Origin of the sequence: Sphingomonas phyllosphaerae FA2, assembly GCF_000427645.1 — a bacterium.
GTDB classification, from domain to species: Bacteria; Pseudomonadota; Alphaproteobacteria; order Sphingomonadales; family Sphingomonadaceae; genus Sphingomonas; species Sphingomonas phyllosphaerae.
The window spans coordinates 3,250,032-3,264,499 of the sequence record NZ_KE386571.1 but is presented as its reverse complement, the minus strand read 5'-3'; the positions used below and the strand labels follow the sequence as shown (position 1 = coordinate 3,264,499).

11 protein-coding genes and 1 pseudogene are annotated in these 14,468 nt (G+C 68.6%); 8 read left to right on the top strand and 4 right to left on the bottom strand.

Annotated elements, in window-relative coordinates; translation table 11 throughout:
• Positions 1-166 precede the first annotated feature (166 nt).
• The 6 genes from SPHPH_RS0115910 (at position 167) to katG (ending at position 8,492) form a co-directional block, all read left to right on the top strand.
• Positions 167-1,969, top strand: a complete 1,803-nt coding sequence (locus SPHPH_RS0115910; protein WP_156026052.1) for a serine/threonine-protein kinase — start codon at positions 167-169, stop codon at positions 1,967-1,969.
• Positions 1,970-2,169: 200 nt separating this feature from the next.
• A complete protein-coding gene (locus SPHPH_RS0115905; RefSeq protein ID WP_028967590.1) occupies positions 2,170-3,312 on the top strand; it encodes a glycosyltransferase in 1,143 nt (380 codons plus the stop codon).
• Positions 3,312-4,394, top strand: coding sequence for a glycosyltransferase family 4 protein (locus SPHPH_RS0115900; protein WP_028967589.1), 1,083 nt, complete (start codon positions 3,312-3,314; stop codon positions 4,392-4,394). Before SPHPH_RS0115905 ends, SPHPH_RS0115900 begins: the two co-directional genes overlap by 1 nt.
• A complete protein-coding gene (locus SPHPH_RS19970) occupies positions 4,391-5,596 on the top strand; it encodes a glycosyltransferase family 4 protein (RefSeq protein ID WP_162143935.1) in 1,206 nt (401 codons plus the stop codon). Before SPHPH_RS0115900 ends, SPHPH_RS19970 begins: the two co-directional genes overlap by 4 nt.
• Positions 5,593-6,120: a serine O-acetyltransferase gene (locus SPHPH_RS19965; protein WP_051273057.1), complete on the top strand. Its 528-nt coding sequence runs from the start codon at positions 5,593-5,595 to the stop codon at positions 6,118-6,120. Before SPHPH_RS19970 ends, SPHPH_RS19965 begins: the two co-directional genes overlap by 4 nt.
• Positions 6,121-6,272: 152 nt before the next feature.
• On the top strand, positions 6,273-8,492 hold the full coding sequence (gene katG / locus SPHPH_RS0115885) for a catalase/peroxidase HPI (RefSeq protein ID WP_028967588.1): 2,220 nt from the start codon (positions 6,273-6,275) through the stop codon (positions 8,490-8,492).
• Between the two features lie 339 nt (positions 8,493-8,831).
• Here katG and SPHPH_RS0115880 read toward each other — a convergent pair whose 3' ends face one another.
• From SPHPH_RS0115880 to SPHPH_RS0115865, 4 genes are read right to left on the bottom strand one after another with little or no spacing between them, the layout of a single operon-like run.
• Positions 8,832-9,038 carry a hypothetical protein gene (locus SPHPH_RS0115880; RefSeq protein ID WP_238303133.1) on the bottom strand — a complete coding sequence of 69 codons (207 nt, stop codon included), beginning with the start codon at positions 9,036-9,038 and terminating at the stop codon, positions 8,832-8,834.
• Position 9,039: 1 nt separating this feature from the next.
• The gene (gene tgt / locus SPHPH_RS0115875) at positions 9,040-10,173 is read right to left on the bottom strand and encodes a tRNA guanosine(34) transglycosylase Tgt (protein ID WP_028967586.1); all 1,134 of its coding nucleotides are present in this window, start codon (positions 10,171-10,173) and stop codon (positions 9,040-9,042) included.
• A complete protein-coding gene (locus SPHPH_RS0115870) occupies positions 10,170-10,718 on the bottom strand; it encodes an EF-hand domain-containing protein (protein ID WP_028967585.1) in 549 nt (182 codons plus the stop codon). Before SPHPH_RS0115870 ends, tgt begins: the two co-directional genes overlap by 4 nt.
• Before the next feature lie 54 nt (positions 10,719-10,772).
• Positions 10,773-11,561 carry a FadR/GntR family transcriptional regulator gene (locus tag SPHPH_RS0115865; protein ID WP_081668657.1) on the bottom strand — a complete coding sequence of 263 codons (789 nt, stop codon included), beginning with the start codon at positions 11,559-11,561 and terminating at the stop codon, positions 10,773-10,775.
• Between the two features lie 158 nt (positions 11,562-11,719).
• On the opposite strand from SPHPH_RS0115865, the gene SPHPH_RS0115860 reads away from it, so the two are divergent.
• Together SPHPH_RS0115860 and SPHPH_RS19960 are read left to right on the top strand one after the other, a co-directional pair.
• The gene (locus tag SPHPH_RS0115860) at positions 11,720-13,291 is read left to right on the top strand and encodes an alpha-N-arabinofuranosidase (RefSeq protein WP_028967583.1); all 1,572 of its coding nucleotides are present in this window, start codon (positions 11,720-11,722) and stop codon (positions 13,289-13,291) included.
• Positions 13,291-14,337, top strand: a pseudogene (locus SPHPH_RS19960) (glycoside hydrolase family 43 protein); the annotation flags it as partial. The gene SPHPH_RS0115860 and the pseudogene SPHPH_RS19960, both read left to right, overlap by 1 nt.
• Positions 14,338-14,468 lie beyond the last annotated feature (131 nt).

Here is a 14,468-nt window from a genome sequence, read left to right as displayed (position 1 = left end):
ATAGCGTGCACTGCACCATACACGCAACCGCGTGACATGTTGGCGCATTGGGACGCTCGACGAAATGCGGCAAGGCGGCGCAGGGAACCGTCGATCTGCGGAGCGTCCGCGTGCCCGCACGTCCGGGCTCGCGCTATGTAGATGATGCCTATCGTGGAGGGTTCCCTTGTCCCGTCTTCTCGCATTCCGCTTCCCTGCCGCACTCACCGTGCTGGTGGCGACCTGCTGCACCCCTGCGCCATCCCAAAGCGCCACTGCGGACTGGGCTGCGCTGGCGACCAATCCGCGCCAGTCCCCTGCCAGCGGCGACGGCTTGCGCCGCACCTGGACGGGGGCGGACGGACGCCCGGTCACGCTGGCGGTGCTGGCGCCGCGCGTCGCGGGACGGCCGGTGATCGCGCTCGATCCGACACCCGGCGACAACGGCCCCGCGATCGCTGCGGCGCTCGCGCGACTGCGTGCGGCGGGGGGCGGCACGCTGCGGCTGGCCGCCGGCACCTGGCCCATCGCGGGTGGTCCACCGGCGCTGGCGCTCGACGGGCTCAGCGACGTGCTGATCGACGGGCCGGGCGCGCAACTCGTGTTCGCGCAATGGGGCGACGGGATCCTCATCTCCAATGCGGCGCGCGTCACGTTGCGCGGCCTGTCGGTCGGCTATGCGCGACCACCAGTGGTGAAGGCGCGCGTCTCGGGCGGGCGGCTCGCCTTCTCCGGCCCCGCTCCCGACGCCGGCGCACCGATCTATCAGGTTTCGGCCGCCGGCCCCGCCGGCGTGCGCACGCTGTTCGGAAAGCAGGGCAAGGCGCTCGGCGCGGGCGGGATGCTGCCCGGCGGGCTCGGCGATTTCGCGCCGGGCGCCCCGGTGCAGGTGAAGCTCACCTGGTACAAGGGCGGCGCGATCCGCATCGGCGATCCGGGCGACAAGCCGGTCTCGCACGACATCATTCTCGATCATGTCACGGTGCGCGATTCGGCGGGCGGCGGGATCGTCGCCGACCTGATGGGCCGCGGGCTGGCGATCGTCGGCGCCAGGCTGGGCGGGGGCGGCAGCGCGATCGCCTATGACGGCTTCCACGTCACGGCGGCCGGCGGCGACATTCTGGTCGAGGACAGCGATTTCACCGGCACCGGCGACGATGCGATCAACATCGCCAGCCCGATCATCGACGCCAGCGTCGACGCTGGCGGGCGCACCGCCACGCTGTCGGGCGCCACGGCGCGCGTCTATCCGGGCGCGCGGCTGGCGCTGTTCGACGCCGGGCTGCAATTGCTCGGCACCGCCGACGTCGCCACGCGCGCGCCGCGTGATCCCGCCGGGCGGATGCGCGTGACCTTCACCACGCCGGTGGATGCCGGTGCGGCCCGCTATGCGCGCAACCTCGACCTGCTGTCGCAACGCTATGCGATCGTGGGCAACCGGATGGCGGATTGCATCTGCCACGGCGTGCTGGCGCAGGCGCCCAACGGGTTGATCAAGGACAATCAGTTCGCCGGCTTGCGCTACAATGCGATCCGCCTGCTCACCAGCGCCGCGTGGAAGGAAGGCGCGGGCGCCTATAACGTCGTCGTCGCGAACAACCGCATCGCCGATACCGGGCAGGATACACGGCCGGGCCGGGTCTGGGCGGCGATCACCGTCTTCGGCGAGCTGGCGGGCAACGGCCCCGGCGGGCAGGCGCCGCTCGCCCCCGGGCCGCTCAACGCCGGGCTGCTGATCCGCGACAACCAGATCGACGGCGTCGACCAGGGGTGTATCGCGGTGTCGAACGCCGCCGATGTCGTGCTGAAGGACAATAGCTGCAGCCGCTTCGCGCGTCAGCCGGGCACGATGCGGATGCTGGCGGATCGCGCCGACGTCGCCACCGGGCTGGCGCGGCTGCCCGCCAAGACCGCCTATGTCGCCGCGGGCAGCGGGGTGTGGATCGATCCTTCGAACACCGCGCGCGTCGACACCGACTCCTCGCGCTGACCACACGCCGGATCGTTACGCGCTTGCGCGTGGCGGAACCACACGGCTAGAAGGCGCGGCGTGCGAGGCTGCCGCCGGGACGAGCGGCCGTGTTCATAATACGGCAGGGAGTTTGAGCTGGTGCAACGGGTTGTGCCCAAGCGTGGGATGTCGTCGCGAAACGGCGGCGGGGCCTGCGTGGCGGCGATGGCGGCAGGACGATGACGGGGGCGCCCCTGCGCATCTGTCTCGTGATCGAGGCGGGCGGCGGCGGTGCCAGCCGCCACGTCCTCGATCTTGCCGGCGCGTTCCAGGCGCGCGGCCATCACGTTCACCTGATCTATTCGGCGGTGCGTGCCGAGGCGCGGCACCTGGCGGAAATCGCCGCCTTGCCGATCACTGCCGAACCGCTGGAGATGCACCGCTCGCTCGGGCTGCACGATTTCGCCTCGGCGCGCGCGCTGGGCGTCGCGGTGCGCCGCGCCGGGCCGTTCGATATCGTTCACGGCCATAGTTCGAAGGCGGGCGCACTGGTCCGGCTCGCCGATGTCGGCGGGGCGAAGCGCGTCTATACGCCGCACGCCTTCCGCGGGCTCGATGCCGGCGCCTCGCTGCCCGCGCGGGTGTTGTTCAACGGCGCGGAGATCGCGCTCGGGCTGACGCGCACCGATGCGCTGATCGCGGTGTCCAGCGAGGAGCTGGCGTTCGCGCGCAAGCTGCATATCGCCGACGGCCGCTGCCACCTGATCCGCAACGGCGTCATCACCATTCCCGACGTGACGCGTGCGCAGGCGCGCGCCGCGCTGGGCCTGCCCGACGATGCGCCGGTGATCGGCTTCGTCGGACGGCTTTCCTATCAGAAAGCGCCCGAGCGCTTTGTCGAGGCGATGCGTCGCGCCATGACGCAGGTGCCGGCGCTGCGCGCGGTCTTGCTGGGCGACGGCGAATGCGCCGAGGCGGTCGAGCAGGACCTCGCCGCCTCCGGCATGGCGGATCGCTTCATCTGGAAACGCTCCGCCAAGGCGCAGGACTATCTGCCCGCCTTCGACGCGGTGATGATGACCAGCCGCTACGAGGGGCTGTCCTACGTCCTGCTCGAAAGCCTCGCCGCGCATGTCCCGATCGTCACCACCGAGGTGGCGGGCGCGCAGGATGTGATCGGCGACACCGGCTGCGGCATGATCGTCGCGAATGACGAAGCGGTGGTCGACCGGCTGGTCGAGGCCGCAACCCTGATCGGTACCGATGCGGACGCGCGCGCCGCGATGGCCGCCGCCGCCGCGCGGCGCAGCAACGAGGTGAACGGAATGCGCATGATCGACGAGACCGAACGGCTCTACCGTCAACTGGTCGGCACGCGCTGATGCAGAGCGTCTTCATCAACGGGCGCTTCCTGACCCAGCCGATCAGCGGCGTGCAGCGCTATGCGCAGGAAATTGTCACCGCGCTCGACGCGCTGGCCGGCGACGGTGCGCTCCCAGCACGCTACGTCCTGCTCACCCCGCCCGGCGCGCGCACGCTGCCGCTGCGGCATATCGAGACGCAGACGATCGGCAAGCGCGCCGGCCATTACTGGGATCAGGTCGATTACGCCCGCGCCGCCAGCCGCGGTACCGCTCTGTGCCTCGCGATGACCGGCCCGGTCGCGCTGCGCCGCCAGGTCGTCGTGATCCACGACGCCGCGGTCCAGCGTCATCCCGAACATTTCAGCAAGCCCTATGTCCTCGCGCATAGCTGGCTCGACAGGCTGCTCGCGCGCCGCGCGGTGGTGGCGACCGTTTCCGAATTCTCGCGCCGCGAACTCGCCGACGTGCTGCCGGTCGCCGCGAAGGACATTGTCGTCGCCCCGAACGGCGCCGAGCATCTGTCGATCGCGCCCGATGCCGGCGTGATCGAGCGACTGGGGCTGACCAAGGGCGGCTATTTCCTCACGCTCGGCAATCTCACCCGCAACAAGAACCTCGCGGTCGCGCTGCGGGCGCTGGCGCGGCTCCAGCCGGGCAGCGCGAAGCTGGTCGCGGTCGGGCGGATGGACCGCTCGGTGTTCGGCTCGGCCGGGCTGCCCGAGCCGGGTGCCGACGTGCTGCTCCCCGGCCGGCTTGACGATGCCGAGGTCGCCGGGTTGATGCAGGGCGCGCGCGCGCTGATCTTCCCGAGCATCTACGAGGGCTTCGGGATTCCCCCGCTGGAGGCGTTCGTCAACGAATGCCCGGTGCTCGCCAGCACCGCACCCGCGGTGCAGGAAGTCTGCGCCGACGCCGCCGATTATTTCGAGCCGCATGACGACGCCACGCTCGCGCGGCTCATGCAGATGCTGCTCGACGACCACGACGGCGCGCTCCGCCGCGATCGGCTGGCGAAGGGCAAACAGCGCGTCGCGCGCTACACATGGCGTGGCTCGGCGCAGATCCTCGCCGACGCCTGCGCGAAGGTGGCGGCGCGATGAAGGTCCTGATCGTCAACGTCCTCTACCCGCCGCACAAGATCGGCGGCGCGGAGAAATCGGTGTCGCTGCTCGCCGAGGCACTGGTCCGCGCCGGCGACGAGGTGGTGGTCGCGACGCTCGACGATATCGCCGCGCCGGTTACCGAGGTGAAGAACGGCGTGACGCTGCGTCGCCTACCGATCGACAACATCTACTGGCCGTACGACCCCGACGCGCCCGCGCAGCCCAAGCTGAAGCGGCTGCAATGGCACGCGCGCAACCGCTGGAACCGCGCCGCCGCGCGCCGCATGGGCAAGCTGCTCGACGAGGTCCGCCCCGACGTCGTCCATTGCAACGTCATCACCGGGTTCAGCCCGGCGATCTGGCGCGAGATAAAGAAGCGCAAGCTGCCGCTCGTGCAGACGCTGCGCGATTACGGCGTGATGTGCACCCGCTCGGCGCTGTTCAAGAACGGCGCGAACTGCACGACGCGCTGCCTCGAATGCCGCGTGCTCACCGCGCCCGGCAAGACCGAGTCCGCCCGCGTCGACCAGCTCGTCTCGAACAGCGACTACGTCATCCGCCGCCACCATGCCGAGGGCTATTTCCCCGGCGTGCCCGCGCGGCGCATCTTCAACATCGTGCCGCTCGATGAACAGCCGCGCGACACCAAGGCGCCGGACGCGCCGTTCGTGTTCGGCTTCATCGGCCGGATCGAGGCCGAAAAGGGCATCGACGTGGTGCTGGAGGCGACCACCCGCGTCACCCGCGCCGACTGGCGCCTGCGTATCGCCGGTGTCGGCGTGCCCGAGTACGTCGCCGACCTGAAGGCGCGCTATCCCGATCCGCGCATCGAATGGCTCGGCTTCTCGCAGGCCGGCGACTTCTACCGCGCGATCGACACGGTACTGATCGCCTCGGTCTGGCCCGAGCCGCTGCCGCGAACCTTGATCGAGGCTTTGTCCTACGGCCTGTCGGCAATCTGTGCCGAGGCGGGCGGCATCCCCGAGATCGCCGACCTCGCGCGCCATGCGATCACCTACGAACCGACCGATGTCGAGGCGCTCGCCGCAGCGATGGACACCGCGCTCGGCGACGCCGCCGCGTGGCGCGCGGGCGGGCTCAGCGACCCGCAGGCGCTCGGCTGGTTCGCGGAGGACAAGATCGTCGCCGAGAATCACGCCGCCTATACCGACGCCATCGCGGCGGTGGCGGCGCGATGAGCTGGCGGCGCGACCTTTACGCCAACGCCTCGCGCCACGGCGTGAAGGGCGCGCTGATCGGCTGGTTCCTCAATCCCGGCTTCGCGGTCGTCACGCTGTACCGCATCATGCGCTACGCCTATCTGCGCGGCGGGCCGCTCGGTCGCTTGGTCGAGAAACTGGTCTGGCGGCGGATCGTCTTCGGCTACGGCTGCTATATCGATCCCAGCGCAAAGATCGGCCCCGGGCTGCGCCTGCCGCACCCGGTCGGGATCGTGATCGGCGCCGACACCGTGATCGGCGCCGACGTCACCGTCTATCAGAACGTCACCTTCGGTCGTCGCGCCGCGAACGAGGCGGTTTATCCGGTGATCGAGGACGGCACGATCATCTATGCCGGTGCGATCGTCACCGGCGAGATCACCGTCGGCCACGACGCGACGATCGCGGCCGGCGCGCTGGTCCGTCACGACGTTCCGGCGCACGGCGTCGCCCTCCCCGCCTCGGGCGCGATTCGGCCGGGCAGGCTCCACGCCGCCCCCTGATCGACGCCGTCGATCATACCGTCCGACTTTTCGCATTTTCCCGATCAATCTCCTTCCGCTACCACCATCGTCACAGATCGCGGGAAAGGTCGTGTTCGCCCGCGTGCAGCGGCAGCAGCAGACCGGATACCGGTCGCGAGAGGAGACGAGACATGGACGCCATCACCGAAGGTAGCCCGATCAACGATCCGAAGAAGCAGCCCGCCGCGTTGCGGACCCTGCTGGGGCGCACGTCCAAGGACTGGTGGCCGGAATCGCTGTCGATCGACATCCTTCACCAGCAGGGCAAGAGCGGCAATCCGTTCGGCGACGACTTCGATTATGCCGCCGAGTTCCTGAAGCTCGACCTGAAGGCGGTGAAGGCCGACCTGACCGCGCTGATGACCGACAGCCAGCCGTGGTGGCCGGCCGATTACGGGCATTACGGCCCGTTCTTCATCCGCATGGCCTGGCATTCGGCGGGCACGTACCGCACCGGCGACGGCCGCGGCGGCTCGTCGGCCGGACAGCAGCGCTTCGCCCCGCTCAACTCGTGGCCGGACAACGGCAATCTCGACAAGGCGCGCCGCCTGCTATGGCCGATCAAGCAGAAGTACGGCCGCGCGCTCAGCTGGGCGGACCTGTTCATCCTCGCCGGCAATGTCGCGATCGAATCGATGGGTGGTCCGACCTTCGGCTTCGGCGGCGGACGCGAGGACGTGTTCGAGCCCGAGAAGGACGTCTACTGGGGCACCGAGGAGGAATGGCTCGGCCAGACCCGCATTGACGAGGAAGCCGGGCTTGCCCTTGAGTCGCCGCTTGCCGCGATCCAGCACGGTCTGATCTACGTGAACCCGGAAGGTCCGGGTGGTTGCCCGAACCCGATGGGCTCGGCGCGCGACATGCGTGAGACGTTCGCGCGCATGGGCATGAACGACGAAGAGACCGCCGCGCTCACCGCCGGTGGCCACACCTTCGGCAAGGCGCATGGCGCGGGTGATCCCAAGCTAGTCGGCCGCGAGCCCGAAGGCGCGGACATCGCGTCGCAGGGGCTCGGCTGGGCGTCGACGCACGAAAGCGGTATGGGCGATCACACGATCACCTCGGGGATCGAGGGCGCGTGGACGCCGACCCCGACGACGTGGGACATGACCTATTTCGACATGCTGCTCGACCACGAATATGAGATCGTGAAGAGCCCGGCCGGCGCGCATCAGTTCCAGCCGGTCGGCAACCCCGATGACACGCTGGCCCCCGCAGCGCACACGCCGGGCAAGAAGGTGCCGACGATGATGACGTCGGCCGACATGGCGCTGAAGGTCGACCCCAAGTACCGAGCGGTCATGGAGAAATTCCGCGCCGACCCCGCCTATTTCGCGGACGCGTGGGCGCGCGCGTGGTTCAAGCTGACCCACCGCGATATGGGGCCGAAGCTTCGTTATCTCGGCAGCGAGGTGCCGCAGGAAGACCTGATCTGGCAGGACCCGATCCCGGCGGTCACCCACCCGCTGGTCGACGCCGCCGATGTCGCATCGCTCAAGGCCACGCTGCTCGACCGCCTGTCGGTGCAGGATCTGGTCAAGACCGCCTGGGCCTCGGCCTCGACCTATCGCGGCTCCGACAAGCGCGGCGGCGCGAACGGTGCGCGCATCCGCTTCGCTCCGCAGCGCAATTGGGAGGTCAACGACCCCGAAAACCTCGCGCGCGTGCTCGGCGTGATCGAGCAGGTGAAGGCCGACTTCGACGGCGCGGCGACCGGTGGCAAACAGGTCTCGATCGCCGACCTGATCGTGCTCGGCGGCAGCGCAGCGATCGAGAAGGCAGCGAAGGATGCCGGGCATGACGTGACCGTCCCGTTCACGCCGGGCCGTGCCGACGCGCTCGAAGAGCAGACCGATGCCGAAAGCTTCGACGTGCTCGAGCCCAAGGCCGACGGCTTCCGCAACTACCTGCAGGTCAAGTTCAACGTGCCGACCGAGGAGCTGCTCGTCGACCGCGCGCAATTGCTCGGGCTCACCGCGCCGGAGATGGCGGTGCTGGTCGGGGGCTTGCGCGTGCTCGGCGCCAATGCGCAGGGCAGCGAGCACGGCGTGTTCACCAAGCGCGTCGGTCAGCTGACCAACGACTTCTTCGTCAACCTGCTGGACATGAACACCGCGTGGAAGCAGGTCAGCGACGAGAGCGACGAGGAGTTCGTCGGCACCGATCGCACGACGCACGAGCAGAAGTGGACCGCGTCGCGCACCGATCTGGTGTTCGGCTCCAACTCGCAGCTGCGCGCGCTATCGGAGGTCTATGCCTGCGACGACGCGAGGGACAAGTTCGTCGCGGACTTCGTTACCGCGTGGACCAAGGTGATGGATGCGGATCGTTTTGATCTGGTCACGCACTGATTGATCGGCTAGCAAGCCATTGAAGAATTGGGAGGGACCGGGCGGCGGCCGTTTTGGCTGCGTTCCGGTCCCTTCCTCCTTGTACCGGCCGAACAGCCCTTCGGGTCGCCCCGTGGCTGGACAGTCGGGGCCGCCGGCGTGCCCCCCACGCCGGCGGCCGAACTCCCCCTCTTCCGTCATTGCTTCGCTACGCTCGCAATGACGTATTCTCATTTTCGTCGCCCCGGACTTGATCCGGGGCCCCGCTTCTTCCTTGCGGGTGGTCAAAAAAGCGGGGCCCCGAATCAAGTCCGGGGCGACGAAGAAGGCCGGGAGTGAGCGTTCAGCTCGGTCCCGCGCTTACTTCTTCCCCTCGTCCTTCCGCGAGTTCGCGAACAGCACCGCCGCCGCCACCGCGGCCGAACCGATCCCGACCCCCAGCCACGTCTTGCCCGGCTGCCACCGCCCCTTGCGCTGATGCGCGGCAGCGCCCGGCGCGCCGGCTTCCTCGTGCGCCTTGGCGGCCGCGGCGGCTTCCAGGATCTCGTTGGGTTGCTCGTCGCTCACGTCACTCTCCTTTTGGCGCGTCATAGCGCGCGCGGAAGTCATTGGCGAACGCCGCCAATCGCCCCTCGGCGATCGCGGCGCGCAGATCGGCCATCATCGCCTCGTAGAAGGCGATATTGTGCTCGGTCATCAGCATCGCGCCCAGCATCTCGCCCGCCCGCACCAGATGATGCACATAGGCACGGCTCCATGTCGTGCACACCGCGCACGCGCATTCCGGGTCGAGCGGCCCCTGATCCTCGGCGAACCGCGCATTGCGGATGTTGATCGGCCCGGTTCGCGTGAACGCCTGCCCCGTGCGCCCGGATCGCGTCGGCATCACGCAGTCGAACATATCGACCCCGCGCTCGACCGCGCCGACGATATCGGTCGGCTTGCCGACTCCCATCAGGTAACGCGGACGTTCGACCGGCAATTGCCCGGTTGCGAAGTCGAGGCAGCCGAACATCGCTTCCTGCCCCTCGCCGACCGCCAGCCCGCCGATCGCATAGCCATCGAACCCGATATCGATCAACGCATCGGCGCTCGCCTTGCGCAGCCCTTCGTCGAGCGCGCCCTGCTGGATGCCGAAGATCGCATTGTTCGCGGCATGATCGCCGCCGCTGTCGAACGCATCGCGGCTGCGCTTCGCCCAGCGCATCGAGCGTTCCATCGCCGCCGCCTGCACCTCGCGCGTCGAGGTGGTCGGCACCAGTTCGTCGAACGCCATCACGATGTTGCTGCCCAGCAGCCGCTGGATCTCGATCGAGCGCTCCGGGGAGATCATGTGCCGCGTCCCGTCGAGGTGCGACGCGAACGCCACGCCCTCCTCCGATCGCTTGGTCAGCGCCGACAGGCTCATCACCTGATAGCCGCCGGAGTCGGTCAGGATCGGCTTGTTCCAGCCCATGAAGCCATGCAGCCCGCCCAGCCGCGCGACCCGCTCCGCACCAGGGCGCAGCATCAGGTGATAGGTATTGCCCAGGATGATGTCCGCGCCGGCGCGCTCGACATCGCCGGGCTTCATCGCCTTCACGGTCGCGGCGGTGCCGACCGGCATGAACGCGGGCGTGCGGATCACGCCGCGCTGCATCGTGATCGTGCCGGTGCGCGCCGCGCCGTCGGTCGCGGCGATCTCGAACGCGAACCGCGTCATCGCCGTCCTCCGCGCCGCTTCGTATCGGCTCCGGGTGCGTCGTCCTTCTTCTCCGGCCGTCGTCCCGCGGTCGGCCCGCGCGCATCGACCGGCATCGTGCGATACGTCAGTAGCTCGGCCCGGCTGATCGCATGATCGCCGTCCCGGTCATACCGCGCGAACAATCGCGAGAAATGGTCCTGCAACTCGGCGAGCGTCACCTCGCCGTCGTTGTCGCGATCGACCTCATACGGGCTCGGCAGCGCGGCGCGATCACCCAGATAGCGCAGCGCCCAGTCGCCGAAGGCGATATAGCGCAGCTTGCCGGTCTTGTTCGGATCGAACGCCGCCAGCGACGCGGCGACGCATTCCTCCAGCTCATAGCGTTCGACCTTCGCGTCGCCGTCGCGGTCGCAGGCGGCGATCATCATCGCCACCGGCTCGACCACCATCGTCGCAGGGGTCTGCGGAGTGGCGGGCAGCGGGGCGCGGACGGTGATGTCGCCGTCCTGCGGCGTATATTGCACCGGGGCCGCGGCGAGCAGGAGCAACGCAAACGGAATCATCACTGCTCCGTGGCAGAAGCCTGCGCGGATCGCCAGCGTCTTCGGCCCGCGCGCCTATCCCTCCATCGCCGACTTCGTATCCTCCAGCGCGAGGTCGACCAGCGTCCGCATCGCCGCGGTCGCGCCGACCACATCCCCGGCGGCGATCATGTCGTGGACGCGGACATGGTCGGGGATCGGGTTGCGCGGCAGCGCCCGCGCGCGCTGTTTGAACTGCGTCGTCCAGTGGATCGCGGCGCCGATGCTCGCGCTCAGCACCATCAACGCATCGTTGCGCGTCGCGCGCAGCACCGCATTGTGGAAGTCCTTGTCGGCCGCGCGCCCCGCCTCGGTCGCCAGCGTGTGCCGCCGCATCGCCGCCAGCGCGTCCTTCATCGCCTTCAGGTCGGCCTTGTCGCGGCGCTGTGCCGCCAGCCCCGCCGCCGCCGGCTCCACGATCGCGCGCAACTCGAACAGCGCACGGACGAACTGCACGTCGGGCGCGCCGGCGAACGCCCAGGCGAGCACATCCGGGTCAAGCAGGTTCCAGCGCTCGCGCGGCAGCACGCGCGTCCCCGCCTTGGGCCGGCTCTCGACCAGCCCCTTGGCCGCGAGCACCTGCATCGCCTCGCGATACGCGCTGCGCGACACGTCGAGCGCCTCGGAGAAGGCGACCTCGCCCGACAGCGTGTCGCCAGGCAAATATTCGCCGGAGACGATCGCGGTGCCCAGCTTGTGCGCGATCGCGCCATGCAGCCGCCGCCCGGTCCCGCGCACCGATGCGCGCGCCGTCTCCGGCGTCTCGACGCCGGCTGCCGGCGCATCGCTCTCCTGCTGCGGCACGCCGCTCTCCCGATCCGCCATCACCTCTCCTTTGTGACCTGCTTTAATGCGCCGTGGCAAGCGCACGCCGCGCGGCAAATGGTCGTTGCAATGCCCGTAACCCAAACCTAATGTCCGAGTAATGAGCAAAAACAGTGAGGTGGGCAATGCCCCGACCTCGCTTCTTTCGGGAGGATAGGATGAAGGCACGTCTGTTCGCTTATGCCGGAGCGCTGGCCATCGGGTGCGCCGCACTCGCGCCCGCCACCGCGCAGGACGCCCCCGCGGTCACAGCAGAATCCGCGACGCTCGCGGTGCGCGGCGACACGCCGGGTCCGGTCTACGACAAGCGCATCTTCACCCAGTTCGCCGAGCATCTCGGCAACGGCATCTATGGCGGGCTGTGGGTCGGCAACGACCGCAAGATCCCGAACACGCGCGGCTTCCGCAACGACGTGGTCGGCGCGCTCCGCGACCTCGGCACCCCGGTCATCCGCTGGCCGGGCGGCTGCTTCGCCGACGAATATCACTGGCGCGAGGGGGTCGGGCCGAAGAACAAGCGTCCGGTCAAGATCAACACCCATTGGGGCGGCGTCACCGAGCCCAACACCGTTGGCACGCACGAGTTCATGGACGTGACCGAGCAGATCGGCGCCGACGTCTATATCTCGGGCAACGTCGGCAATGGCACGCCGCAGGAAATGGCCGAGTGGGTCGAGTACATCACCTCCCCCGCCGGGTCGCTCGCGGACGAGCGTGCGAAGAATGGCCGCAAGCAACCGTGGAAGCTGCCCTATTTCGGCATCGGCAACGAACTGTGGGGCTGCGGCGGCAACATGAAGCCGGAATATGCCGCCGACGTGACGCGCCGCTACGCCACCTTCGTCAAGGCGCCGGCCGGCACCAAGATCGAGAAGATCGCTTCGGGCGCCAACGCTGACGATTACAATTGGACCGAGGTGATGATGCGCGAAACGGGCGGGATGCTCGACGGCATCTCGCTCCATTACTACACGGTGCCCGGCGACTGGAACAAGAAGGGCTCGGCGAGCGACTTCGACGAAAACGACTGGGCGCTCACCCTCGCCAAGACGTGGAAGATGGAGGAGCTGATCGCGAAGCACAGCGCGATCATGGACAAGTACGATCCGCAGAAGAAAGTGTATCTGGCGGTCGACGAATGGGGCACCTGGTACGATCAGGATCCGGGCTCGCACCCCGGCTTCCTGCGCCAGCAGAACTCGCTTCGTGACGCGCTGGTCGCCGCGATCAACCTCAACATCTTCGCCAAGCATGCCGATCGTGTGAAGATGACCGCAATCGCGCAGATGGTGAACGTGCTGCAGGCGATGATCCTGACGGACGGCAACAAGATGGTGCTGACGCCGACCTATCACGTCTTCAAGATGTACAAGCCGTATATGGACGGCACGGTGCTGCCGATCGACATCAAGTCGCCGTGGTACAACAAGGAGCAGTGGACGATACCGGCGGTCAGCGCCTCGGCGGTCCGCGACAAGGCCGGCGTGACGCACGTCGCGCTCGCCAATGCCGATCCGAACCGCACGATCACCGTCACGACGACGCTGACCGGGGTCAATGCGTCGCGCGTCGGCGGCACGATCCTGACCGGGCCGAAGGTCAATTCGCTCAACACCTTCGAGCAGCCCAACGCCGTCGTTCCCGTCGCCTTCAACGGCGCGCAGCTGAACGGCGGGCAGCTCACCGTCACGCTGCCGGCCAAGTCGGTGGTCATGCTGGACCTGAACTGATGACGGACGACCTGTCGCGGGTCTCACGCCGCCTGTTCGTGGCCGGGGGCGCGGCGCTTGCCGCCGCCCCCGCGCTGGCCCGCACCCGCGCGGGGGCCGGCACCATCGTCAACCCCCTGGTCCGCCAGCGCGCCGACGCACAGGTGTTCCGCCACACCGACGGCTGGTATTACATGACCGGCTCGGTGCCCGAATATGACCGGCTGGTGCTGCGCCGCTCGAAGACGATCGCGGGCCTGACGACCGCGACCGAGAAGGTGCTGTGGCGGCACGAGAAGACCGGCCCGCTGTCCGGCTTCCTGTGGGCACCCGAGCTGCACCTGATCGACGGCAAGTGGATCATGTATTTCGCCGCCGGCCCCAGCGGCGGCGGCGAGGACGTGTTCCGCATCCGCACGCATGCGGTGGTCTGCGATGGGGCCGATCCGATGACCGGCAAATGGACGGTGCTCGGCCAGCTCCAGACGCCGTGGGACAGCTTCAATCTCGATTCGACCAGCTTCGTCCACCGCGGCCGGCGCTATCTGGCGTGGGCGCAGCGCGAGGAAGGGATCGACACCAACTCGAACCTCTATCTCGCCCCGCTTGCCACCCCGCTGACGTTCGCGGCGAAGCCGACGCGGCTGACGATCCCCGAATTGCCGTGGGAAATCCGCGGCTTCAAGGTCGCCGAGGCACCCGCGCTGCTTGCGCGCAACGGCCGGTTGTTCATGACCTATTCGGCCAGCGCCACCGATGCGCGTTACTGTCTGGGGATGCTCACCGCGCGCGACGACGCCGACATCATGGACCCGGCGGTATGGACCAAATCGCCCGAGCCGGTGATGAAGACTTCGCGGGCGCACAAGATCTTTGGCCCCGGCCACAACAGCTTCACCATCGACGAGCGCGGGCGCGACATGCTGGTCTTCCACGCGCGCGACTACGAGAAGATCGTCGGCGACCCGCTGTTCGACCCCAATCGCCACACCCGCGTCCAGCCGATCCGCTACGATGCGGCCGGCGTCCCGCAGTTCGACCCACCGGTCGCCAACGGCCCGCTCCCGCGCGGAGCGTAGGATATTCGGGCATAGCTCCTCCCGTCGCCCCGGATTTGATCCGGGGCCGCACTTTCTTCTTGGACGCTGGCAAGACGCGGGACCCCGGATCAAGTCCGGGGTGACGGGGAAGCCAATTA